This window comes from Hyphomicrobium sp., from assembly GCF_019753045.1.
GTDB lineage: Bacteria > Pseudomonadota > Alphaproteobacteria > Rhizobiales > Hyphomicrobiaceae > Hyphomicrobium_B.
On record NZ_JAIELN010000016.1, the window covers coordinates 44650 to 70480 of the forward strand.

17 protein-coding genes are annotated in these 25831 nt (G+C 56.2%); 4 read left to right on the forward strand and 13 right to left on the reverse strand.

Annotated features, from left to right (window positions below; genetic code table 11):
• Nucleotides 1-230 precede the first annotated feature (230 nt).
• The 3 genes from K2Q04_RS17535 (at nt 231) to K2Q04_RS17545 (ending at nt 6049) form a co-directional block, all read left to right on the forward strand.
• A complete protein-coding gene (locus K2Q04_RS17535) occupies nt 231-788 on the forward strand; it encodes a cytochrome P460 family protein (protein ID WP_291165993.1) in 558 nt (185 codons plus the stop codon).
• A gap of 797 nt (nt 789-1585) precedes the next feature.
• Nucleotides 1586-3829, forward strand: a complete 2244-nt coding sequence (locus K2Q04_RS17540) for a polysaccharide pyruvyl transferase family protein (RefSeq protein WP_291165994.1) — start codon at nt 1586-1588, stop codon at nt 3827-3829.
• A 174-nt stretch (nt 3830-4003) separates the two neighbouring features.
• A complete protein-coding gene (locus K2Q04_RS17545) occupies nt 4004-6049 on the forward strand; it encodes a hypothetical protein (protein ID WP_291165995.1) in 2046 nt (681 codons plus the stop codon).
• Nucleotides 6050-6115: 66 nt separating this feature from the next.
• Here the strand turns inward: K2Q04_RS17545 and K2Q04_RS17550 are convergent, their stop codons facing one another.
• From K2Q04_RS17550 to K2Q04_RS17565, 4 genes are all read right to left on the reverse strand, one after another.
• The gene (locus K2Q04_RS17550; RefSeq protein WP_291165996.1) at nt 6116-9202 is read right to left on the reverse strand and encodes a N,N-dimethylformamidase beta subunit family domain-containing protein; all 3087 of its coding nucleotides are present in this window, start codon (nt 9200-9202) and stop codon (nt 6116-6118) included.
• Between the two features lie 99 nt (nt 9203-9301).
• Nucleotides 9302-11107, reverse strand: coding sequence for an HlyD family type I secretion periplasmic adaptor subunit (locus tag K2Q04_RS17555; RefSeq protein WP_291165997.1), 1806 nt, complete (start codon nt 11105-11107; stop codon nt 9302-9304).
• On the reverse strand, nt 11108-13246 hold the full coding sequence (locus K2Q04_RS17560; RefSeq protein WP_291166035.1) for a type I secretion system permease/ATPase: 2139 nt from the start codon (nt 13244-13246) through the stop codon (nt 11108-11110).
• 623 nt (nt 13247-13869) lie between these two features.
• Nucleotides 13870-14328: a hypothetical protein gene (locus tag K2Q04_RS17565; protein WP_291165998.1), complete on the reverse strand. Its 459-nt coding sequence runs from the start codon at nt 14326-14328 to the stop codon at nt 13870-13872.
• A gap of 33 nt (nt 14329-14361) precedes the next feature.
• Between K2Q04_RS17565 and K2Q04_RS17570 the strand changes: the two genes are divergently transcribed.
• Nucleotides 14362-14787 carry a hypothetical protein gene (locus K2Q04_RS17570; RefSeq protein ID WP_291165999.1) on the forward strand — a complete coding sequence of 142 codons (426 nt, stop codon included), beginning with the start codon at nt 14362-14364 and terminating at the stop codon, nt 14785-14787.
• A gap of 16 nt (nt 14788-14803) precedes the next feature.
• Here K2Q04_RS17570 and K2Q04_RS17575 read toward each other — a convergent pair whose 3' ends face one another.
• The 9 genes from K2Q04_RS17575 to K2Q04_RS17615 all read right to left on the reverse strand — a co-directional run bounded on the left by K2Q04_RS17575 (nt 14804) and on the right by K2Q04_RS17615 (nt 25807).
• Nucleotides 14804-15568 (reverse strand): class I SAM-dependent methyltransferase, encoded by a 765-nt coding sequence (locus K2Q04_RS17575; RefSeq protein WP_291166000.1) that lies wholly within the window; start codon nt 15566-15568, stop codon nt 14804-14806.
• A 70-nt stretch (nt 15569-15638) separates the two neighbouring features.
• Nucleotides 15639-16853 carry a cellulase family glycosylhydrolase gene (locus tag K2Q04_RS17580; RefSeq protein WP_291166001.1) on the reverse strand — a complete coding sequence of 405 codons (1215 nt, stop codon included), beginning with the start codon at nt 16851-16853 and terminating at the stop codon, nt 15639-15641.
• A gap of 10 nt (nt 16854-16863) precedes the next feature.
• The gene (locus tag K2Q04_RS17585) at nt 16864-18168 is read right to left on the reverse strand and encodes a hypothetical protein (RefSeq protein WP_291166002.1); all 1305 of its coding nucleotides are present in this window, start codon (nt 18166-18168) and stop codon (nt 16864-16866) included.
• Nucleotides 18165-19139 carry a glycosyltransferase family 2 protein gene (locus K2Q04_RS17590; RefSeq protein WP_291166003.1) on the reverse strand — a complete coding sequence of 325 codons (975 nt, stop codon included), beginning with the start codon at nt 19137-19139 and terminating at the stop codon, nt 18165-18167. The genes K2Q04_RS17585 and K2Q04_RS17590 overlap by 4 nt, the downstream gene beginning before the upstream one ends.
• Nucleotides 19126-20712, reverse strand: a complete 1587-nt coding sequence (locus K2Q04_RS17595; protein ID WP_291166004.1) for a hypothetical protein — start codon at nt 20710-20712, stop codon at nt 19126-19128. Before K2Q04_RS17595 ends, K2Q04_RS17590 begins: the two co-directional genes overlap by 14 nt.
• A complete protein-coding gene (locus tag K2Q04_RS17600) occupies nt 20709-21947 on the reverse strand; it encodes a glycosyltransferase family 4 protein (RefSeq protein WP_291166005.1) in 1239 nt (412 codons plus the stop codon). The genes K2Q04_RS17595 and K2Q04_RS17600 overlap by 4 nt, the downstream gene beginning before the upstream one ends.
• Nucleotides 21947-22750: a DUF1616 domain-containing protein gene (locus K2Q04_RS17605; RefSeq protein WP_291166006.1), complete on the reverse strand. Its 804-nt coding sequence runs from the start codon at nt 22748-22750 to the stop codon at nt 21947-21949. The genes K2Q04_RS17600 and K2Q04_RS17605 overlap by 1 nt, the downstream gene beginning before the upstream one ends.
• A complete protein-coding gene (locus tag K2Q04_RS17610) occupies nt 22740-24677 on the reverse strand; it encodes a hypothetical protein (protein WP_291166007.1) in 1938 nt (645 codons plus the stop codon). The genes K2Q04_RS17605 and K2Q04_RS17610 overlap by 11 nt, the downstream gene beginning before the upstream one ends.
• Nucleotides 24674-25807: a glycosyltransferase family 4 protein gene (locus K2Q04_RS17615; protein ID WP_291166008.1), complete on the reverse strand. Its 1134-nt coding sequence runs from the start codon at nt 25805-25807 to the stop codon at nt 24674-24676. Before K2Q04_RS17615 ends, K2Q04_RS17610 begins: the two co-directional genes overlap by 4 nt.
• Between the last annotated feature and the right edge of the window lie 24 nt (nt 25808-25831).

A 25831-nucleotide genomic window follows, 5' to 3' on the forward strand; every position in this document is an offset into this window, starting at 1 on the left:
TTAAACAAGGGCCCCATTAACGAAGTCGGCAGTGTCGAGCGAGACAATCTGCAATTTTGATCCATAGGAGCCTATGGATTCTGGTGCTCCGGAATGTCACTATCGTTGCTAGATATTTTTCTTCGCGCGGCGAGCCTCACCAAATCAACCACGCGACGCACACCTCCTCAATCACCAGCGTTTGGAACATCACAAACTTCGACTTGCCAACTGGAGCAAAGGGGTAAGCCATGCATGTAAATCAATCGTGGCCGATCGTGATCCTCGCGGCATCGCTGACACTCGTCGGCGGGCTGGCGATTGCCGCTCAGGATAAGTATGCGGTGAGCGTCCCGAACGGGCTCGCCTTCTCCGAGTTCAAAGGATACGGAGATTGGGCTGCTGTGTCCGTCAGTCACACGGAAGGCGCTATTGCTGTCATCGTAGCCAACCCAGTGATGATCGAGGCCTACAAGGCCGGAATTCCCGAAAACGGCAAGCCTTTCCCCGATGGCTCAAAGATTGCGAAAGTCCATTGGAAACCGGAGAAGAGTGCGGAAGCGCCCGGCCCAACGACAGTGCCCGGCGCCCAGCAAAACGTTGACTTCATCGAGAAGGATAGCAAGCGCTTCGCCGATAGCGGCGGATGGGGATACGCCGCGTTTATATACGACGCCAAATCCGACACGTTCACACCCGCGACCGTCGATGATCAGCCGCCGCAGGAGAACGACGCCAAGTGCGGCTTCGCCTGCCATACGCTCGTTTCAGCAAAAGATTACATCTTCACGGCATACGGAAAACGCTGACAGGGCCCAGCCTCACTCTATTTGTCGTAACAACCAGTCCGGCAAGTCATCTAATTCCTACTCGCCGACCGCAGCTCGAGCGAGCATTCGGATCACGTTGTCTTGCGTCCGAGCATCCCTCGAAAGCGCGTCCATGACGTCGCCCCAAGACAACTCGATCCAGCCGTCAATCTTTCGCTTCGCTGCAAAAACCCGACCCGTGTCTTTCCTCCTCACGAGCGCCAGTCTTCTCTCTTCGGGAGCAGCGTTCTCCCAAAGAACGACGGAACACCATTTGGAGCCACAGGAGCACTCAACCACAACTTCGCCGTTACCCCGCACCATTCGACGTTCGCTCATCTTCCGTTCCTCCACTCAGTGCTCGCAGTGAACTCAATACCTGACGATAAATCTCGGATCATACACAAACCTGAACTCACTCGGTTCAAACCAATTTCAGAATTCGCGGCAGCCGAGACACTCGGCACGTTCCGCCGATATTCAAGCCTCGGACCATAAGGTCTTTTGTGGATAACCATATCGCGACCGTCTGATTAAGCCAGATGGCAACTGTTCGACACGGCCTGCGCTGTGCTGTGATTGGAAACATTCATCTCACTGAGCATTTCATTTTCAGCCACCACCGACTTTGAGTCCACATCTATTTTTGCTCTATCGGGCGCCGATATTGGGAGCCGCTCATGCGTCACATAATAAGCCTTCATGGTCGCGCGATGACCCGCACATCTCAGAAGGCGGCCTTGGCCTCGTCCTGGCTCTGAATCGCGAGCTCGGCTCCAGAAGAGTCCTTGCAAGATATGAAACAAATTCGCTTTGACGATCCCGGCTCGGTCCAGCAACGAGCGCTTTTGCTCGGCCATTTCTCAACGGTCGGCGATATTCAATGTCTGGAGTTCGTCAAGCGATGTCTTACGAACACTGGACTACGCTATGACGTCGCGGCCTTCGGGGCCGATGTTCGCAGCGAGCTTAAGGGCGCCATAAGCCCGGCAATGGCAGAGCCGCGTTCCTATACTCATCTCGTCATTATTTGCGGCCCTTGCTGGCCCGGCCTGCTTCAGAACCACAATTTCGATATCGACAAATATGGGCACTGCAAATGCATCGGCATCAATCTGACGATGGTGGAACCGCTCTCCATCTGGAATCCATTCGATGTATTGCTTGAGCGCGATTCCGATGCTGCCACGAGGCCCGATCTCACCTTTCTGGTCGGCACGAACAAGGTTCCAGTGTTGGGCCGCTGCCTTATCAAGAGCCAGCACGAATACGGCTCTAGGCAAAAACACAGCAAAGTCATCGACAGCATAAACGATTTAATCGAACGGCGCGGATTGCCGGTTTTCGATATCGATACGCGATGGCCTAAAGCGTCTAACGCGGGCCGCATTGGTTCGCCGGAAGGCGTCAGCGCGCTCATCGGTGTTGTAGACACGTTGATTACAAATCGATTGCACGGGCTTGCATTCGCGCTTCGAAACGGCGTGCCAGTCATTGCTGTCGACTCCGTTGCCGCCGGCGACAAAGTAACCGCGCAAGCTCGGACCCTTGAGTGGCCGGTGTGCTTGCAAGCTGATGAAGCAACGCCCGAAGCGATGGATGCGGCGTTGAACTGGTGCCTGACGTCTGATGCACGTGCTGCAGTGTTGCACTCACGGGAACGGGCTCAACGTCTCCTAGCCGGCATCGAACTTCAAATTTCCGAGATGCTTGCGCCAGTCAATCATCCGATGTCCATCAGCTCAGATGAGATCGTCCACCCTGGAACATCAGGTTACTTTTCGCTCCGGGTGCCGCCTCCAGACAAGCCGACATCTGCCAAGCCGCACTTTAAATCGTTTGGAGCCGGTGACGCCGCAAAACAGAGCGGTTGGATTGAGCCGGATCAACTGCAAATCACCCGTAGCGTCGGAGCAAAACCCGCCACCGACCGAAGCGCTCTACTCCGTGAGTTAATTGGACTTGTCGGCAAACCGGAGCCTACCGAGCCAGCCGAGAACGATGAAAATAAGCGTGACACGATCAGCCCCCGGCAACTATCGTCAGAAATCGAGTTCGACGCCGATGGCGACTGTCGCTATGCCCGAAATGACACGCACTTCGCACGCGTCGCCCATATATTTCATCAGAATTGGCACGGGATACGTTCTGCCGCTGGCGTGCAGCCGGGTCACAAGGTTGCGATCCCTTTGCAGCGCCCCTTAAGCAGGGGCGATCTAATGAAACTCGTTACGCAGCTCGAAGAATGGGGCATCCGGAAAGCTGTATTTCATGGCTTCTCAGATGCCGCCGAGCGCGCTCTCCGGTTAGTGCGTGCAGCTGGGATCGAATGCTACCTCGTTTGGCATGGAAATTTGAGCCAACTTGCGTGGAACCCCGAAGCTCAGTTTTTCGACCGCGCCATCGCAATCTGCCGGCGCGGCATCGTTCGGCGCGTGCACATGATGAAGTCCGGCATGGGCATGGTATTCCCGCGGAGCTACGAACCAATGCTCCTCAACTGTCCCCCCTCGACGAACCGGCGCCGGCTTGTTCCGGCCTTTTCCGGAAACCACAAGATTGCTCTGGTGCCGGCTTTTCCTGATATCCGCAAGAACTTGCACACCAGTCTCCTCGGAGCCGCGCTATCGAGCTCGATTCAAGAAATTCTCCACTACGGAAAAATTCACGGGGGCATGCCAGAGACCGCGAGATGCAAAAGGGTGCTGTATGCGGGTCATCACAACCACATCGCATTCCTGCACGACATAGACGTCAGCGTAAATGTCACGACGATCGATTGCCATCCGATGGTCGACATGGAGGCGCTTGGAGCAGGAGCCATGGCCCTTTCAGGGCCCTTGTTTCTCGACGCCCTGACAGAGCATCCGTTTACGGCGCTCAGCGTTATAGCAAACCCATTTAATGTGCGTGAAATCGGAAAGCGCCTCGATTACCTGAGCTCGATGAACAATTCGGAGCTGCAGGCAATCATGTCGGACTACGCAGCGGAAATTACCCGCGTTTCGAGAATGCGTTATGCCGAATTTCTCAACCTCTAATTTTCAAGAGATCGCTTTATGGCCATTCGCGTCTGCATTGCAACGTTCGAACTGAAGCATTTTACATCGGGCGGCATTGGAGTTCTGGTTCACAATCTACTCAAGACATACGCCGGTGATCCCGGTCTCGAATTTTCAATCCTCTGGTACGGCGAGAAGGCCCTGAGTGAAGGATTGTTCCGGCGCATTCACCCGGTGTGTGCATTCTTCGATGCCAAGGCGTGGGCTTCCCGGACTTCTACGGACAATATCAGCTATCCGCCTGCCGATGCTTTCATGCTGGCCCGTCACGGCCAATCCGCCGAACTGATGAAAGCGCTTCGTGCCATCGAGCAAAGCACGGGCCCCTTCGATGTGATCGAGTTTCCAGATTTTGGCGGCATAGCGTTTGCCACCCTGCAGGAAAAGTTGATGGGTCGCGCCTTCGCACGTTCAACGATCGCCGTACGTATCCACAGCACAGAAGCTGTTCTACGCAGCCGAGACCACCGGCCTGCGCATTGTGGAAATCTGGTGATCGCCGACATAGAAAGGAAAGCGCTTTCCGACGCCGATGTCGTCGTTGGTCACCTTCACCCGATCATCGATGATGTCGCTTCGCATTTTGGCTTTAGCGAAACATGGCAGCGAAAAGCCGTCGTTGAAACGCCGCCGGTGCTGCTGGAATCCGACGAACGCGAAGAGAGCGCCAAATTCACTGAGACCACCCCGCTCGTATTCACCAGCAAGATACAGTGGGTGAAACGAGCTCACGTGTTCATCAATGCTGCCGTCGGCTTCATGGACTCCACCCCGGAATATCAAGGCGATGCATTGCTACTGGCTCACATCGTCAACGACGAACTGTACCGGCATTGTGAAAGCTTGATTCCGGATCATCTCAAAGCACGCATCAAAATCCTGGACAATCTGCATAACACCTTGCGGGAAGAGACCATCTCCAATTCGGTCGCGATATTCCCCGCTGCCTATGAGAGCTTCTGTCTTGCCGCATATGAAGCAAATCTCCTGGGTGCACTCGTCATTCTAAATAGAAACAATCCGGCCTTCGGTCATAAGACGCCTTGGGCAAATGGAACCAGTTGCGAGAAGTTCGATGGTACTGCACACGATCTTGTCGGCTTGCTCCAAGATATGTGGTCACGCCGCCATGGCCTGAAGCATGAGCGGGTAGCATTGAAGCCCGCCTCAGCGCCATATTGGATGCATACCGCGACAAGCAAACCATCGCTGGCGTCCGAAGCTGAACTGAAACGGCTCTCGATCATCGTTGCGACCAGCGATGAGTATGGCGATCCAATGGATACGATCTATTCGGCACTTCAAGTGGAAGGGCTGAACGTCGAAGTTATCTTCGCATGCGATCGCCTCCCATCCGCGACCGAACGAGCAGCTGTCTTCGAACGTCTAAAGGCGTCTTCGCTCGTTTCCAACGGGACGGTCAAAATTGTCGAACTCGGCTTTCGCGGCGGCCTGGCGGCACTCTGCAATCTGGGGATCCGCAGCACCGAGAATGACTTCGTTGCAATTTGCAGAGCCGGAACATCGATCGGCGCGGCGTTCCTGATCGATGCCGTAGAGGCGCTGAACGCGCAACCCGATTTTGACTTCGTGATTCCGCAATTGATTTTCGAGAAGCTGCCGTCGGAACCGGCAGCTCTGTATCCCGATAGAGTTCGCTTAGGTGAGGCGCTGAATACCGGGGTCGTGGCAAATCTCTTCGGCACTATCGAAATGGTAGGACGACGCCCAGCAATCGAAGCCATTGGCTTCGATGAGTCTTTGGACCGAAACGTCGATTGGGACTTCCATATGCGAGCATGCGCGAGCGGACATCGCTACATCGTAAGCAATCGGGTTGAAGCTCGCGTCGAGCTATTCCCGGATGCTACGCCCATTAGCTTCAGAAGTCATATCGATGCGGTTCTCGTCAAACACGAGGCGAACTCGCCCGGCGGAAAGGTAACGCTTGCTGCCGCACTCGATGCGACTGACTTGAGCTACAAAACTTGGAAAGGAGTGGGTGAAAACGAGGGAGAAGAGCCTGATATTTCGACGGCAAATTCTGTGCTGATCTCTCGACGGCCGATCTCCTATTACTTCCACGAACGAAGGCCTTGGTGGAAAATCGCGCTGAAAAATCCAAACAAACCTGTGAGGTGGCTGCTGTTGCGGGAAATGCAGGCGCGCGTGCGAAACCGTCCACAGCGGGGCAATTGAGACATCACCGGATCTAGGGCTGCCGGATGCGAGGCCGGCAGCCCATGACCCGATTGCGCGACGAGGTTATACGTGACTTACGATTTGAGTATTCGACGCGCTGCTCACCACAATGCTATCGACACCCGTCCCGTTGACATCGGCAACGCCACGGAAATTCTGAGAGGGTGAGTACCCTTCATTCGTTCCGTAAGCATGCAGGCTTTCGCTGATCGCAAACGTGACATGCCCCGTCGTCGCATCGACGGTCGGCCTTGCGACAAAAGTATAATCTGCACCAAATCCGATAATGTCGACCTCGCCTTTGTTGTAAACATCGCCTAACACGCGCGTGTTGACCTCTGCGCTCCACCCTTGCTGCGTACCGAAGTTTGCCATGGCAAGGTAGGCTGCGCCGAACGCACCGCTTCCGTCGGCATTTGCCTGCTGGCCGAGAGAGACCCAGACGCCCGCGTCACCGAAAGCGACGACGTCGAGCCGTCCGTCTCCATTGATGTCCGCGAGAATGCGTTCCGACGTCGATGTATCCCACCCCTGGTCTCGCCCGAAATCAATATTCGTACCGGTAGAGCCCTTCTGAATGGCGCCGAGCGAGTAAACTTGTGAGCCCGCCGTCGCACCGGCGGTAAACTGACCATAGGCGTACTCCATTCCGGTCGGACCCATTCCGACGAAGTCAGCGATTCCGTCGTTGTTCAAGTCGATCATGTTGCCTCGGTAATCGCGGAACGTTTGGATATCCAACGTGCTGTCCCATCCCGATGCGCCGCCGAGCGTTTGCGAGCCAGCTGCAATATAGCTCGCCGCCGGCGTCGCTGTTGGGTTGAACGCCTGTTGTCCAACCCAAAGACCAGAAACGCCAAACCCGAGGATTGAGGCATAGGTATCGGATTTGGAGAGGAAGGCGACCTCGACACCGTATGTCTGCGTCCAACCTTGGGCGAGCCCGAAGTTGTTATAGACCTTCGACGACGTTGCTGCTCCGGAACCGGTAACAGAAGCGTAGTGAAACCCATCCGCGCCGACCGCCCAGAGCGCCTCGAAGTGATCCGTCGGAGAACTCGAGAGGTTTCCGACGAAATCGATTCCGCGCTGGTTCGCCGACGTGTAGCCCTGAGCGATTGTAAAGTCGTTGGCCAAGGCTGTGAGACTTGCCGAAAAGCTTGCCCCCCCGTTGTACTGCGACGCGTCGCCGAGAGACGCAGAAGCGTAGACCGTCGAGGCACCGAACCCGACGATATCGGCGCGGCCGTCACCGTTGAAATCGGCGAGCGTACGCATCGTATCTGGCGTCGCCCATCCCTGCGAAACGGCAAAATTACTGTAGAAATCCGTGATCGAAAAATTGGGGCTAAGAAGCGGATGCGCAAGATTGGCGACGTCATCCACCGAACGCGCCAAAATAGTATAGGAACCCGTCGCCGCGGGAGTCCACGCGTAGGTCCAACTGACGTTCGCGGCGGCGGCTGCGAAATCGGCTTCGTGCCAAGTATTGCCGCCGTCGGTCGATACTTCTACGCCCGCAACGACGCCACCACCCTGGTCTGTTGCCGTACCGGTGATTGTTGCGAGTTGCCCCGCAACAAACTGTGCGGCCGTATCTGTTGATATGACCGTCGTCGGCGGCAAGAAGTCTGTCGACTTTGAAGCCAAGACCAAGCTCGAATCCAGGGATTGCGGCTGAATTCCCTCTTGGGCAAGAAGATTGACCATCGCCTGTTGAAAGGCCGCATCGGCTGGAGCGTCGGTCGGCGACCCATCCGGCCCCGGCGTATGCAAGGACGAGAGCGACCACGTCCACATGATGCTTCCCGCGGCGAATACCAACGCACCGCTGGGTGCGCGATACATGGTCAGATTGTGGGTTACAGTGCCCGTAATCAGCCCCGAGAGTATGTAGGCGTTGCTCACCGCGTCGGACGTCACCGTCGTGGAGGATAGAGGCACGAGCCCGGCCGGACTGAACCCATTGTTCGCCACGTCGCTTGATGTGGCGTTGACGTCCCATTCGTATCCTAGGTAGTCGCTCTGACTTGTATATGTTTCGCCAGGCTGAAGATTAGCGACATCCGTATTTTTCCAAATGTTGAGTTGAGCATACTTATAAGGGACTGTGATTGGATTGAGCGGAGTGTTGTGATCCCAATCCACGTAGTACATCTGGCCGGAAAGTCCGTTCTCGGGAATGAGGCCGCCAGCGGGATCACGGGTCGCCCCCGTCCATACGCCGTCGGGATTCTGCAATCCGGTGGCTGATGTTTTGTAGGTCACCAGCGTGCGATTGGGATCTCCACTTCCGTCGATGCTCGGAAGAAGCTCAGTCGTCCAATAGCTTTCGTTGCCGCTCCAAAAATTGAGACTGACACCCGCGTCGCGAGCCGCCCGGACGTTGTCCTGCTGCTGTGCAGTCCAATATTCATCGTGGCCGACCGACAAAAATGCCTTGTGGTTAAGCAAGAGGCTGCCGTTCGTCGCCGTATCAATTCCGGATTGATAGCTGACGTCGTAACCGTTCTTCTCGAGGAAATAAATCGCCGGCAGTTCCTCTCCGAAAACGAAATCCCAAGGTCCCGACGCGGTCGTATCGTCAGGCCCGGCGGGAGTTTGAATCGGCCGGTTGTAGCTTATGTTCTGTGCCGTATCGGTGTAGAAGCTTCCGCCACCCCAGGCATTGTAAGCTTGCCAAGTCGAATCCGACGTTTGAAAGATGATGTCGGAGGTGCTCGCATTGTTCGTCACAACGAACGGGATGATATTTTCGCCGCCCGTTCCGTCCAGCCTGGTCAATTTAGCAATGTAGACGCCAGAAGTCGCATTGGTTGGGATATTCCATGAATCCGTGACGCTCCAGTTCCCGGCGTCGATGTTGCCGGTGGTCGGGTCAGTTATCGGATTGGGCTGATTGACCGCCCCCTGGTGCTCCATCGACGTGACCAACGTGGCCCCATCGCCGCCGTAGTACCCCAAGCGATAGATATCGATCCGGTAATCATTGGAGTCTGTGTTGATTTTGAAATTAACAGTGCTCCCCAAATTCGTGCTCATCGAGGTCGTGAAACCCTCGATACTCGAACTCGCCTCGCCCGGTTGGAGCATCCATTCGCTTTGGGGAGCTCCCGGCTTCTGATTCTCAACTACAATTGCATTCGACATCGTACACCTTCAACAATTTTTGAAAAAACATTCTGACTACTGATCTATGATATTTTATTCCAGACTTTCATGATCACCGATATTGAGTACCTAATTCGATTAGCGTTCCTGCAGCGAAGCGGATTGAATTTCGCGGAGCGGAGACAATACGTAGTCGATAGCGCGGCGCTGTCCCGTCTTGACCTCGGCACTCACCGACATCCCAGGACGCAGCCGAATTTTGTCACCATCGACATCGATTGTTTCTCGCGAGATGGTTATTCTGGCCGGGAACGCGAGCGTCTCCGCTGTGGCAGCATTGGCTGAAGTGGGCGCCCCTTGCGGTCTCGTCAGGCTTGCGGCGTCGCTTAGATTTGCAGCCGTCTTCTGGTCGACGCCATCGTGCGAGATGGTCGTCACGGTACCGTCGAGCGTCCCATATCGCGTGAATGGAAACGCATCGACCTTGATCGTCACGGGTTGCCCAACTTTCACGAAGCCGATGTCGCGATTGAGGATCATGGCTTCAATTTCGATTGGCGCATCATCCGGCACAATCGTCATCAGCGATTGCCCGCTCGCTACGACTTGACCGACTGTCGTCACCGAAAGTTGCTGAACCATTCCGTCGATGGGCGCCGTTAACCTGGTCTGCGTCTCCTTCTCTGTCGCTTTGATGAGATCCTGCACCAGCCCGTCGCGTTTGCGCTGAGCCTCAGCGAGCTTGGCCGTTTGCTCGGCAATGAATTGTGCCATAGCTTCGTCAATTTTGGCCTTGGCGGAATTCTTAGCTGCCTGGACCTCAATAAGCTCACCCTGATCGCTCGCGAGATTCGTCTTTTCTCGCTCATATTCCTGCATGGCATCGAGGACCCTTGCCCGATATCCACCGCTCTGCGTGTCGATCTCATTTCTTACATCCACGCGTTCCTTCAATACGGCGAGCAAACCGTTCCTCGCCGCAACCGTCATCGTCGTATGATCGTAGCGCGCGACCGCCTCTCTCAACTGTGCTTCAAGGCTGTCGCGCGTTGAAACCAAGTGAGCAACATCCGCTGCGAGAACGTGCTCTTCCCGATCGCGCAGGACATCGCCGAGGCTCTCGTCGAAAGGAATAGGCCGCAGCGCAAGGGTGTCGCTGCGAGCGATTGCAACGGCGACCTCGCGCCGCGCGATTTCTGCTCGCGTGGCCTGCAGTTCCAACGCTTGCGCTGTCTTATCGGCCGCCGTTTCCGTCGGATCGAGTTCGATGAGAAGATCGCCTGCTTTGACATGGCTGCCGTTCTCAACGTGCATCGCGATGACTTTACCCGGCAGCAATGGCTGAACGATTTTTGAGCCGCCTCTGGGCTGAATCTTTCCGCTCGCCGTCGCATAAATATCGAGATGGCCGAAATACGACCACGCCAGCACGGACGATAAGCCGAGACAAATGAACCAAAGCAAAGCGACGACGATCGGCGACGGCGGAGTTTCAACAAGTTCGAGCGCCGCCGGTAGAAACTCCCGATGCGCCGCCTCCATTCGTCGGCGTGCGTCCGCGGATGCGACAACGGCGCGGCCTTTGAGAACCGGCCCTAAACCGCTTTTAGTGAAGAACCGCGCAATCGCGTTGGCGCGGCTGCGGAACGGATCGCGCGACCTCAAGAAAAATATCGCAAAGAAAAGAGCCAGCGTCACCGGAACCGAAACGAGCAGCTCCACAAATGCCAACACCAATGGCTCCCCATTGAACGCGTCACCGGCGTTACGGGACGATGCCATGATGGCGGACGGAACGTCCATCCACCAGCCCACGACGGATGGGGATGACAGGAGCCCGCCCCAAGCGCCACCTGCAAAATGCAAGAAGAGTTGATGGATGATACCGAGAGTGGCGGCGAACAACGACAGGCACCCGATCCAACGGACAGCGCGCGCTTTCAATTAAGCCTCCATCGTAGAAAATTGAAGTTTATGAAGGGTCGCGTACGCGCCGCCGACACACTTGCGAAGTTCGATGGGCGCGCCGTCCTCGACTATGCAGCCGTCTTTGACAACGATAATTCGTTCGCAGCACTGCACCGCTGCCAGGCGATGTGCAATGATAATGACGGTGCGCCCCTTCGTCATTTCGCGCATATTGGCGCGAATGATCTGCTCACTTTCGTAGTCGAGCGCGCTCGTCGCTTCATCGAGGATAAGGATGCGTGGCTGAGTGACCAAGGCTCGCGCGATGGCGATGCGCTGTCGCTGTCCCCCGGACAGGTTGGCGCCGCGTTCCTCGATCAATGTGTCGTAGCCAAGTGGCAGCTTCGAAATGAATTCATCGGCGCCCGCAAGCTTCGCGGCGGACATGATCGCACTGCGCGGCAACGCCGGATTGGCAAGCGCGATGTTGTCGTGGATCGAACGGTTGAACAAAAGGTTCTCTTGCAGGACAACGCCAATTTGGCGCCGCAGCCAGCTCGTATCGACGTGTCCGATATCGATGCCGTCCAAGAAGATCTGTCCGCGCTCGGGACGATATAACCTCTGGACCAGCTTCGTCAGCGTCGACTTTCCGGACCCGGAAGGCCCCACGATGCCGATGACTTGCCCCTCCGGAATTTCAATATTGATATCCCTCAGCACATCGCTGCTGTCGGGCGAATACCGGAAACTGACGTCGCTGAACTTAATGGCGCCCCGCAAAGGCCCGAGGCTCATGCACGCTTGAGGTTTGTTCTCGACCGGGCTTCTCAAAATATCCCCGAGCCGGTCGACCGAAATATGGACCTGCTGGAAGTCTTGCCAAAGTTGCGACAGCCGAAGTATCGGCGCAATGGCCTGATTCATGATCATCGTGAAGGCAACCAACGCGCCGATGCTCATCTCGCCGTTCATTACTGCGCGCGCGCCAAATAGGATGACAAAGGCGGTTGTCGCCTTTCCCACGTACTGGATCGCGTTCTGCCCGAGGTTGCTTAAAGTGACAGCCTTGAATGATGTGCGCACATACGAAGCAAGCTTCTCTTCCCACTCATTGCCCAAGGTAGGCTCGATCGACGCGGCCTTGAGCGTCTGCATGCCGACGATGGACTCGACCAGAAACTGCTGGCTGGCCGCGCCACAGTTGAAGCGCTCGTCAATCCGCTGACGCAATATGGGCCTGACCAGGACGGCAATCGTCACGTAGAAAGGGATCGAAGCCAGTACGATTGTTGCGAGCAGCGCCGAATAGCAAAACAGGACCGAAATGAAAATGACCGCAAAAAGCGAGTCAATGATCGACGACAACCCTTGGCCCGTGAGGAACGACCGAATCGTCTCGAGTTCCCGAATGCGAGCAACAGTCTGCCCTGTCGGGCGCGTTTCGAAATATGAGAGCGGCAGGCGCAGCAGATGATCGAATAACCGCGCTCCAAGCTCGACGTCGATCCGGCTTGTCGTGTGGTTGAGAGCATAGGAACGCAAATATTGGAGCGTGACGTCGAACGCACCCAGCAAAACCAGGCCGCCAACAATGACCAACAGAGTCGACTCGCCTTTGTAAGGGAGAACCTTGTCGATGATCACCTGAAAGAACAGAGGAGTGATCAATGCAAAAAGCTGAATGAATAAGGAAGCCGCCAGCACATGAGAGAGCGGACGGCGATACCGCCAAATAGAAGCGAGAAACCAGCGATAATTGAACGCGACCGGGCTCATACCAGCACCAGCCAGTCGACGCCGCAGAAGGATGACTTCGCCCGCCCAGCATTCGGCCAGCGCGGCCGAGTCTGCGACCTTCACCGCACGCGTCATTGGGGATACGAGCCGGAACCGGCCGTCGGCAAGCCGATTGGAAAGGACGATATGCTGGCCGTCATTCAGCCGCAAAACCGCCGGCAGCGGCACAGCATTCAGGCGGTCGATATTCTGATGCTTCAAAACTTTCGACTTCAAACCTATTTTTTGAGCGCCGCGAACAATATCCTCGCTACTGCAATGCTTCCCGTAAATGCCAAGCGAATGAGCTATTTGCTCGGGCTGAGCTGAAATTCTGTAATGCGCCGCTATCGCAGCCAGCGCCCAAAAGCCGCTCGCCGATGAGGTCGGCGTCATTGAATTTGCGGCATTGGCTCCTGCTTCATCGCGGTTGAGGTAGGCAACATTGTCGAGAGTCTTCGTATGGGCGCTCGTCTTCGGTGCAGCGTCCTTCCCCGTATCGACTTCCCCTGAGAGGCCAACAGCCCCCGCCGAAACACTCACCATGGAATGCCCCCTTGAATTGGAGAAAAAATCAGTTTTTTTCCAGCGTGGGCCTCAAAGGCGGATGCCCCGGACGCCTCTAGATTTTCTAATGAATGCAACAAAAATCATACGTTCGCGTCGAACATTGCCGCCGCGCAGAAGTAATGATGGACAGATCTACGAATTCGAGAACAGCAGCTTGGCGGGCTGCGAAATCAAGAAATCAACTGGCAATTATCTCTGCGAGAATATGAGAACTAAAATCTGCGCTGCTGTGAATTCAAACAACCGCGAAAGGCGGCTTACACTCATCGATAATTTTTCGACACATTAAATTGCGACGATTGTTTTTATCCGGCGGGGGTGAAAGAAGGATTAATGTTGATTCAATATTCCAACATTCTTCGGGGAGCCGCATTCGGCCGCACGGACAAAAATCCAGTTAGCGTATTTGAGAATTCGGCGAATGCAGCGGCCACCGGCCGACGCCATTTTTATTCGGCGCGGAATCCGCTGACATAATCGCCGAAGAAGGCCAGTTCACTATAGGCCAAGTCGCCAAGTCGGGGGGCCCTCTGCCCTTTGAAGAATTTCGGCTTATTATCCATGAAATGCCCGACCAATCCCTTGATGGGGCCATTGCAATCAATCGCCAGAAGCGGGATTCCGCGCGTAAGAAGATGCCGGCCGATAGGCCCCGCGTATTTGATGATGTCGGATGGTTGTCGGCAGTAGATCAACTGCGCATAGGAAACATATTGCCTGCGCCTCAGGAATACGAACGGAAGTGCCTTATCGGGCGTCTCGCACACCAGACTGATGCAGCCGTAATTTCTGTGATCGGCCAACAACGCAGCATCTGAGGGCGAAAGCTTTGAACCCTCTGAGTTGTAAGCGGCATAATCCCAGATCCGCGCTGGCCCGCGAGTAGGACTGGCAGCTGCTACTGTCAAAAAATGTCCTCTGCAATAAGGCGCGAACCCAAGATGATCGAGGACCGGACGCGTGCCGGCGCCAGGTGTTGGATTGAAATAAATGACGTCGTTGAATTTGGCTGCTTGCCGCGCCAAGCGGAAGCCTTGGCCACGAAACTCCGACTCGACATACCAACTGGACGTACTGCAACGAATCTCAACCCGCCGCTCGACGGGAACCGCGGTGAAAATTGTGAAGATGCTGCCGACGACACGGCCTTTGCTTTCCAACATCCATCCAAATCTTGGAAAGCCGCCGGGCCAGGGCCGATCGGCCAAACGCCGACAGAAACCTTTCCAAACTGCACGATCGTAACTTGGGAAACCTCTCGCAAGAAGATCTGCAACCCCGTCGAGATCTGCTTCTTCGATTTCCCGGCAAATGGCTCTGGTCAATGGCGCATTGCCGTTCATGGAAGGTCCCCTGTTTCAAATTAAAAAACAAAATTGCAAGTTACAACGGCTTTCGAAATGCGAACTGCCAAGCCCACGGAAGTATCCCAAGGCGCGAATGAATGGCCGCGAGCCAGTGCACCGATTTTGGTATCGCGCGTACCGAGTAGTTGAAATTTCGGACAGCAATAACCTCAAAACCGCAAGCCTGCGCTCTACGTTTGAGATCGTTCATCGAGACGCTGAAAAAATGCGCCTTGTCGAAATCCCACCCGGTGGGCGTCAGCCGCCAATACACGCGCTGAAACGGTCGAGGCAACACACCTAGGAACGGCAGGCGACTGTGCGACTCGATAGGAAAGTACGGGTTGGGCAATTGTCCGACTAGAATGCCCCCTGGCGTCAAACAGCGGTAGATCTCCGCTAAAGTCGCGGCGCGCAGTGCAGGCGGCACATGTTCGTATACATTCGCGAAGGTGACGCAGTCGAAGTGGTCATTGGGAAAAGCCAGCTGGTGGCCAAATCCGGGATAGAGACGCGCGCCATTGCGTGAAATTTTGCTTTCAGGAATATCCGGATCGATGCCTGACCAGCTGAGATTCAAGCCTTCGCCATATCGATCTGTCAGCTCGCCCGACATACAGCCGACATCCAGGGCATTGTCGGTCCTGGCGAGGCGGTACCTCCGAATGAGCTGGTTCAACGAAGCTGACAGCTCGTCGTTGCGAGCTTCCCATTCATCTCTGGACTGTAGAAGACCTGTGCCTCTTAAGGCATCGATCTCTTGGCGCGTGCCACGTGGATTGGCGTTTGCAGTATGTTCCATCGTCATAAGATACTCGCAGTATTACTGTTCAGAATGATTCAAAAAATTCGCCGCGACAAACGTCGTTAGTCTATTTGGTTGATGGATATTGAATTGAAAAAGAAAGAGTGGGCTTTGAAATTTGCCGCACGGCTGCTGACTGCATAAGGCGCCACAGCGGACTATCATCGTTGTGAATATCGAAGCCGTCGACAGAATCATCCGGATACTTCCCGCTGTCCTGCCGCGAAACAAGACGCCAGACCATCCAGCCGGAGCAGTCTTGGTTCTGATAGATGGTATTCAGCCAGTTTTGGTAGACCTCGATCTGGTTTTCGTGAACCCTGGACCAACCGAACTCCTCAAGCAGCACAGGCTTGTTATACGTCGCGCCCACAGCGCAGAACGCGTTGATGCGCTCGTTCATTTCAGCCGGAGTAATAGCGTTGAAACGCGGGTAGCCATGCCAAGTACCAAAATCAATGCCATCGGTTTGGAGATCAAAGAAATCGCCGTTTGAATTGCCGTGACCGCTCGCGAGCAAGTGATTGCTATCCTGCGATTTCACGAATTGAGCCATCTCCGCGAGCCACGATCGCAGAAGTGGAACCGGATGGATGTCCGGTTCGTTCATCAGTTCCCACGCAAAGATGGTCGGATCGTCGGCATAGCGTTTGCCATTGATACTATTGACCCGCGTGATGACTGCCTGCACCCAGTTCTTGTAGTCGGCAGTTGTGCGCGGGTCCTTCGCAAAAAACGTGTAGGTGTCGTCACTGCCGTACCAAGCGCGCATCTGTTGGGCGCCGCCCGTGTATGACCAGAAATCGAGAAATGCCAAAATAACCTTTAGGTTGCGCTTGCGAGCTTCCTCGAGAAGAAAGTCGATGCGGCGCATGCCGTCCACGCCGTCGTTGATCGCCATCCGGGATTGTGTTGCGTCCCAATAGAGCATGTAGACGCCGTGCACGCCGAGATTGCTCGTCTCAGCCGTGCTTTTCCAATCCCAAATGGCAGGCACATTATTGTCGAGCGATCCTATGACCGGCTGAATGAATGTCCGTATGACATTGGCGTGCATCGCAACGGCGTCATCAAGAACGTCGGTTACCTCCTGCAGCGATCCGTAGGGAAGATAGTGATTGTTGACGCCGGCGACGTAGAAAGGAATCCCATCGACAGCAAAATGAGTTCCACTCCGAGTTACAAACGGCGATCGATCCACACCGTAAGAAAGGTGAGCCGGCATCAGCAAAAGCGATAAAATGACCAGCGACACCAGAACAAAAATTGAGCGCCTTTGCATGCCCCACTCCTCAACTCTGCGCCACTGGCGGGCCGAACCGTAGGGTCCAGCCTGCAGCGTTGATGATCGCGGGAAGTTGCATGAGTGACTGCAGCGTTACGGCCACCAACCAAAGAGCCGTGAGACCGAACAGGCCGCCGCTCAGGCCGCCAACAACGACGGCAACGATTTCGATGAGAGCCCCGGCGAACATCATGAGCGCGGCGGTTGTCATTCGACGCTGCAAACGCATGACCGCGATATAGTGATACTTGATCATGATCGGCAGCAAGCTGAAGCCCAGCCAATCCAAGCCAGCGCCAGCAATTTCAGGATACCGCGGATTGAAAAAACCTAGAATTGGCTTCAGGAACAAATAACAGGCCAGGCCGCCAAAGATGCCAAAAGCCGCCGACAATCCCAATGAAAACCGCAAACGCTGTGCTGCTGTATCGGGATCGGAGGAAGAGGTTGCGAAGAGCGCGGTGCCAACCGCCGCGGGCACGAGCATCGCAGCCTGCAGCAACATCCATGCCGCATAAAAGACCGCGTTGACTGTCGGCGATAAAACCACTGTCACAAGAAACGGCAATGCGATCGATGGTCCGAGTGCGCCAAGATTTAGAATGTGATGGCCGAGGATGTCTGCGGCATAGGTTCTAAGCCCGGCAAAGTCTGGCCAGGCGAGCAGTTCTCTATGATAGACGGCATAAACAAGGGTGCAGCCAAGCGAGGCGACCAGCGCCGCAATCCAGACAGATACAATTGCTGATGCTTGAGGTGCCAAGGAATATGAAAGCACGAAAAACAGCAGCAGCAAGCGCAACAACGAAAAGACGATTTCGCGCACCATACGGGCCCAGCTCGCAAGCAACCCGATGGCGCCTCCATCGGCCGTAATTGCGATCGCTGTTGCGACCACTCCCGTAAGAAACACGATGCTGTAGCTGCTAAGCACGGATTGAAGTTGCGGAGACAGCCAACTGCTACAACCAATAAAGATGCAACCTACCGCTAGGCTCGTCAGCGCGCCACACAGTATGGCTGCGGTTATTAATCCGTACACACCTCTCCCGGAGTCCGGCCGCCCCATTAAAAGTGTGCCAAGACTAAATTCGCCACAGAACGCAATAAGGTTCATCGCCGAAATCGTCGCGGCAGCAAGTCCCTGCCGTTCCGGAGAAAGGATACGCGCCGTCCAGACCCAAAACAGAAAACCCATCAGGGCGCTCGCCGCAGCCGCAGCCGTCAGAAAGCCGGCATTGGTCAAGAGCGTCTGGTTCACGATCAGATCGCTTTTCAGACGTGGCATCCAGAAGCGGAGCAGCCTTTTCATCGCGGCTCTCCCGACCCGTGCAGAACAAGCGGGTGCGCGAAACGACCAGCCTTGCAAAATCCTATGCCGCTCACATAGCCAACGAACGTCGCGATGAAGCCGCAGATGATTGCGCTGGCCCGGCCGAGACCTCCTATGTCACCGTGAAAGCATGCAGACATTCCACGTAGAACCCCGCGTGGAAGCACACTCGCAACATACCGTCGTTCGGTTGAAAGCGCCGCCGACGGCAGTGCGACGTCCGCAAGTGCAGCCTTTGATTTGCCTTCCGCAAAGCACCTGCGAATGAAATAGCCGAATGTCAGGCGTTCATCGCCGACGAGGTGGAAAGCACAAGGTTTTGCATCGAAGACAAACGCGCTTCCTGGAAATGCTGCCCCTGCGCGGATGCAGAGCTCCGTTTCTTCACAGCCCATCGGCAGCCGGCCGCTGCTCCTGCCAAGATGATTGTTAAAACCGCCTACGCTACCGAACACATCGCGCCGGACGCACATGGCGGCACCGATGAGATTCCTTACAGCTCCGGGCCGCATGCCTTCATAGGTGCAGCCCACGACCCAAAGAAACTCCTCGGGGAACCAAAATGGTCTGATGCCTTGCCATCGCGGTACGATGCGGCTCGTAACGCCCAAAGTCCTGCCGCTGTCGAAATGCTTCGCAGTTTCGCGAACCCAATCGGGTTCGAGAGCCGCATCATCGTCGAGGAAAAGCAGGAAGTCGCCCTTCGCAAGAGCGACTCCGGTGTTGCGGGCGCCGGATAACCCCCGATCCTGGCTATTGGGAACGACAGTGACACCCTGAAACGATTCTTCGAGGCGCCTTTCCAGTTCGGCGTTGTGATCGACGATGATCAGAATTTCCAGGACGGGACGGCTCTGAGACCGGACCGACTCGACCGCCCCGAAAATGGCATCCCAACGCTTGAAGGAGTGGACGCAAATGATCACGGAAACGCTATCATACGCTGGCATTCGCGGACTCCTGACTGGCTCGAAGCGCTGAGGCCTGGTCGCAGACAGAATTTGATTTCACCTTCGCAACCGGCAGAAATGTCAAATCGATCGCGTCGTCTGAAGGAGCGCCGTAGACGTCGATCGCCTCAAAGCTGCCGCTGCGGTTATAGGTGTGAGCGCCGCGGAATGAGCGCGCATCTCTAGGCGACAACGTCGCAATTTCGACTTGCTGGAACGGCCTCTCGAGCGGCAGGGAGAATTGGCACCAAACGATGCCGCCACCGTACAACCTCGAACAATCTTGCGTCGGTCGGTAGAGAGCGCCACCGACGCTGAGGATGTGGCCCGCCGGGCGAGAAGTGCGCGCATCGATGGCGAGTGGCTGCTGTCCACATGGCCGCCAAGGCCCATGCAGCGTTGGAGCGTGATAAACACAGAGACGATCGGATGGCGACCCCGCCCCTTCGCACGACGTAAAGATCAGCCAATAACCTGTCTGGTCACGGTAAAGCGTTGGGTCGGACGCAGCGACATCGATAAGCGTCGCTTCATATGTCCACTTCAAGGGGAACTCTTCGCAACGATAAAGCACGATCCGGTTGCTGGCACCTGACTCCGGAATCATCCACCATCGGCCGCCATCGGCGAACACCATCGGATACGAGAGATGATGCGACGCTTCGATGATGGGGCGCGCCACACCAGCAGGATCGTCGAGATCGATGACTGATATAATTCCGCGTCCAGTTGCGTAAGGATACTCCTCGCAAAATAGCCACGAGCGACCGCCGGCAAAGACTGGAAATGGATCCGCGAGAAATCGCTGCCCGTCATCACGAACCCGGCGATAACTCAGCGACGCTCTGCCCCCGTCAATCTCCAGCGGCCTATTGCCCGCGTGTCGCCAACCGATCATCCACCGGTCGCCGCCGCGGGCAAACATATCGAGCCGCCGTAAAAGACGCTTCGTCAGCGTCGCTGCCGCATGCGGAATGAGCAGTGGCGAGTTGCTCATTCGGCAAAGTTCGATGCTCTTCGAGCCGACTGGTAGGCTGCGGTTGGACGTGCAGTGCCAAGCTAATAGATCAATCATACGAGCACACGCGTTGTCGAGTGTCTTGCCTATGATCGTCGGAAGTTCAGTTTCGATGGAGTACCCATTCGCATGCGAACTTTCACCAGAGCTCTGCACGCCAATCATGACGTCGTGGCCGTCTAGGATGGCGTGAACGGCTCCAACTTCGCTTTGAATGCCGTTGAACACTGGATGAAAAGATCTTGCGCCACCGGGCGCCGAAGATACGTCTCCGTCGAGACGCAAGACGATATCGAAGCTTTCGTTGACATCGTCAGTACGCCGGATCCCCTCGAATGAGTTATCGACGAGGATCCCGGTCAGCAACGACTTTGCGGAGATGCCGTAGACCAGACGCTCGAAAGCCAATGTCGTCGCGAGAAGTGACGGAAGAGCTGGACCTCCTTCGTTAACAAAAATAGCGACCTCGTGCTGATCGTGAATCAACCGCCTCGCAAGCAGGCTGTGCCACTCGCGCGCGCAAGGCCGGCCGATGACGACACAGATTCTCATCATCGCGCCTCCGCTGACTGCGAGAATTCCGAGCTCTCGTAGATACGTTCGATGCGCGGAATGATGGCATCCGGCATGTAGCCCTCGGAGTGCGCCAGGCTCGCTGCACCCATCCGCTTGCGAAGATCGACGTTCTGCAGCATGGTGAGCAAGGCCCCATGCAGGGCATCGACGTCACCCGGCCGAATTAGAATGCCGGTCTTGCCATCGATCACAGTCTCCGACAGACCACCGGTGCGGCTAGCAACGACCGGCTTCCCGAAAGCGTTGGCCTCCATAACTACGGTTCCGCAAGTTTCGAGACCCTCCGACGGCACGATCCCAAATAGGCATCGGCTCCAGGCATGCATCACGGCAGCATGCGGCCAGCTCTCAAGAAGCGTGACGTTACCGGGCAGCTCTGTCGGCGTATCCTTGCAGCGTCTTCCGATCAGCACGAGCGGAGGTGCCCCTTGCATTCGTCCATACGCTGCAAGCAATGTGTGAATGCCCTTCAGCCGGGTCAGATCACCGACGAAGAGTAGAAAGTCTGATTTCGGCAGCTTGGCCAGATGCGCATCTTGCCCATCACGAAGCTTCGTTACGTCCCTCGAGATGAAGGTGGGAATGACTTGATATTGGTCACGCTTGCCATCCAGTCCACACCGCAAAGCGACGGCATGACTGACCGGAATGAAGGCGTCGACTTCGCGAAGGCCGAACTTGCCGAGCGAGGAATTCGTCAGCCACGTCACGGCGCCTTTGAGATTGCCATAGTGCTCGCCGGCGCAAGGCAGACATTTGAATGTCGAGGGCCCACCACAAGGGACGCCCGCGTGGATCATATTCTTCTTGGCGCAAACACTGCTGTAATCGTGAAGCGTCACGACCAACCGCTTCTTGTAAATTCTTTGCAGCGGCAGATAGGAATGGAGCAGCCAATTATGCGCGTGCACGACATCCGGATTTTCCGCCCGCACAACGCGATTGAGACGAAACGTCAATTCGGGATCGGGAAAGGGTGGAGCATGCCGCCGTTGACCTTCCGTGAAAAGGACGGCGTTTCGCTGGAGCATACCCTCCAAGCGGTAGATCTTGACGCCGGAGATGATATCGAAGTCAGGCTGGTCGCCATGCTTGATCGTGGCGACGCTCACGTCGTGTCCTCGTTGAACGAGAGCTTCGCTCAGGACTTTAACGTGCCGCTCCTCGCCTCCAATGATCGGCGGAAAAAACTGGCTGAGCATGAGAACCCGCATCAGTGCGTTCCCTCGATGTCGGGCCGTTCGTCAGCGGCATCTATGTCGCCCACTTGCACAAGCTTCGCCGCAGCGGTAGCGGGAATTGACGCCCACACATGCTGCATGGACGCCGACGGATCGCCATGTCTGTAAAGACGCGCCGTGAAACGCTGTTCGACGGCCTCATTCCGCTTAATCGGCAACTGAATATCACGCTGCCAAGTCGCTCCGGCGGCGAGCGGGATATCATTCCAAGACGCAATAACGGCGTTAGACGAGACGACTTCCAAGTCGTAACGCATCGCGCTCTGCTCTTGGTTTGTGATGCCGAGACGATAGGTCGGCGCGGTTTGCGTCGGCACCATCCACAATTCGGTAAAATGAAACTCTCTGAGCTGGCTATACCCAATGCCTGACAGCAGCACCGCCGACACGGCGAGCAAAGATCCAAAGGTCAAGGAGAGCTTTTGCCTGCCGCTCAACACCGGCAACGGCGCCGGCTCGGGTGCGCCCCATTTCGCAAACGGTAGCATGAAGAGTGTCAATCCGCCGAGCCCAACAGACCAACCGGCAACGTTCATCATGTGAACCACATTCAAGAACAGGCCGATGAGCACGGTGAAAGCGAGGCTCACACCAACGGCGAAACACAGCCGCTCCAAATCCAAAGGCTCTCTCGGAAACGCGACTTTCGTGGCCACATAGCCTGGGACCAGAAGCACCATCGGAACTGCGACGAGCACCCGGACGGCTTCGGGTAGAAACGACGACACGAGGAGCAGAACGGCGAGCATCACACATAGAGCCGCTTTAGTGGGCATCGGCGCTATCCCGGGCTTGAGCAACGTTGATGATCGACTGGTAGCCGTTGTCGAAAACGCGGCTAATTCCGGCGACATTATTAAACTTGAAGAGCGCCTGTGGGTCCGGCGGCTCCCGGTAAACCGGTCCGGGATCGAAATAGAATCCCATCAACGGCAGCTGTTCGGTCAACCTGAAGTCGAGAAGAAAATAATCGACAGAGGCTTCACGAATCGCCTCACGCTCGAGCGGCCCAAACTTTGGCGAAAATTCCACGTCGCCGAGATCTCGCTTGTCGTACAGCAACGTAATCACCTGCTGTCCGCCATAAGCCGCCAGCAGCAATCGGTTCGTGCGATCGGCAAAAAAGCGATTGCGGGTTCCGAGCCGCTGGCGCGTCCATGTTGCAGCGCTAATCGCCATCGGCTCGACCGATGCGGAATCGGCCGAAACGCGATAGCGGGGGCTACCGAGGATATAATTGCCGCTGCCGCTGAAGATGCCGCCGATCACGATGATCGTCATGGCGGTGCCGATGAGGCCGGACCGCAAGCGGCTTGTCGAAGCTTTCTGCCAGAACGTCACGATGCCGATGGCGACGACAATTCCAACGCCGAGGAATGCAAATGGGCCGATGCGATTGCCGATTTCCCAACCCGCACGCGTCATCCGCAGCAGGATGCTGATCGGATACGCAAACGTCACCAGCGTCAGGATGACGAGGCTGCTGCTGTCCCATTTGAGAAAGCCTCGCCAGCCCATCGGAAATTTGTCCCACAAGACCGGCACGCCGGCACGAGCCAAAGCGCGAAAGAAGCTCGACGCTAATCCAGCGCATAGCATAACCACCGAAAGAACCGTCGTTACCCGCAGCCAAAGAGGAGCCGTCGTTCCATCTTCGGCGACGAACGGAATTCGTCCGCCCTCGAAAGATAGAAAGCGCGAGGCTTCCGATATGGCTTGGCCGAAAACGGGCCCAAGATAGTCTTCGCTCGGATTTCCAGTCCAAACGCTCCAGCCGAACGAAAAAATAAGGGCCGCGGCCGGCACGGCAATCACGTAACCGAAAGACTGCGTCCGCTTGCGCCCTGCGACCTCGAAAGCCGCCATTCCAGTCAACAGGGATGCCGTAATGAACGCGGTGAGATGGTGCGTAACAGCGAGCGCACCAAGCACGGGGATGGCGACAATAAAGAAGCACCGCCAACTGGCCGCCCTTCCCATGCGATCATCAATCAGCAGCGCGATGACCATGAAAAACAGCGCGAGGCTACCGTAGGAAAACGTCGTGTCGAAAAAGGCGAAGCTTGATGCTCCCATGTAAACCAACACGCCCAGCGACCCGACCCGCGACGAACCGGAGAGCCGTTCGTAGAAAAGAAATAGGGAGATGACGAAAATCATCCGACAAACAAACATCAACAGCTGCCCGCAGACGAAAATCGAGAGGGTCGTCAACTCCGACAACGCCGTCGCGACGATCTCGAGGCCTGGATAGACCGGCGAAATGGGCAATAGCGGGTTCGGCGTGAAGAGCTTCCCCGTCCTCATAATGTCGTTAGCCGTGGCCCAATGAAGAAACGCATCGTGATCCACGAACGATATCGGTTCGTGGATGAGGCGAAGGCAGAACAGTCCGATAGCAGCGAGCAAATTGGTCGCTATTCGTTCGGTCCGCGAAACGCCAGGCCAGACCATCCGGCTTGCAATAGGAAAGATGAGGGCCGCGATTGACGCGTAAAATAACGCTGATGCGAACGAAAATTCCCGCCGATTGGCTTCAGCCGCTACGGCCGCTACCGCAATCGCCATGCCTGAACATAGGGCCAGAACGGGGAACCAACCCCAATCGCTCTGCGCCTCGCCGGCAAATTCATCCGGGTAATCCACTTCCGCGGAAAACAGCGGTCGCGCCAAGCGGAACATGGATTGCAGCCGACCCGTCATCTCGCCTCGCATGGCGTTGGAAGGCTGGACGCTTCAAATCGCTCCGCAAGAAGATCGTTATAGACGCTCTCGAGGGTTGTCGTGCATTCATCCCAAGTCGAAAGCGCGAACGATCTGGGCTTCGGCTTGACATCCATCGCATTCGACATTGCCGCAGCGATGATCTCGGCTCTCGCGTCAAGAGGAACGGCGTACGCGAGAGACCGGTCGGCAAGCTCGCGCAATCCCGAAGTCGCTGTCACGACAACAGTCTTGTTCAGAGAGAGCGCTTCGAGGACAGCAACCGGATGGGCTTCGTAATCGCTGAAAAGAACAGCCAAGCGCGCCTGGGCCAACAGGGTTGCCATGGCGCCACGGTCCGATGCTGGGATAGAACCGATAGTGACATGGTCATCGAGGCCAAGCCGATGGATGCGCTGTCGCAATGTGCGTTCATACGGCCCCGTGCCGACGATCTGCAGTCGCGCGTTAGGGCGCGCGCGCAGGAGAAACGGCATCGCGTCAATGGCGCGGTGGTGACCTTTGTAACGTTCCAGCCTGCCGGTCGAAAGGATCAGATTCTCGTCTTCCGGAACGTCGGGCTTAGGTAGCGACGCGTTGAGATTGGCCCCATTCGGCACCACCAGAAACTTGTCGGGTGGAAGCGACATCGCTTCGGCGAAATGTTCAACTTCGAACTCCGAAACGGCAATATATCGACGGGCCGGTCGTGCCAAAGGCTCAATCATCCGCGCTTGGATATGGCGCAAGCGGTTGCGGAACGGTGATGAATGCCCGCCGCTATGGAACGATAAGACAAACGGAATCGCATGACGCCCCGCGGCCCACATCGCTAAGGGTGCGAAGAATGTATGATAGCCTTGAACGTGCATGACATCGCATCCCGATTGTCCGATGACGCGAGCGAGACCCGGCGCAAATTGCCAATCGCGGGATTTCGGCCAGCTGCGGACTCGTACGATGTGAATACCAGAAACAATTTCGTGCTCGGGTAGCGCACCACCAGGGTTGGCGGTCACCACCGAGACCGCGTGCCCACGCCCGACGAGGCGCGTAGCGACTTCGTGGACGTGCATTTCTGTGCCGCCCGCAAATGGGAAGTAACGAGCTGCGACCATCAGAATACGCATCACCGGCCCCGCACTCTGCCTACG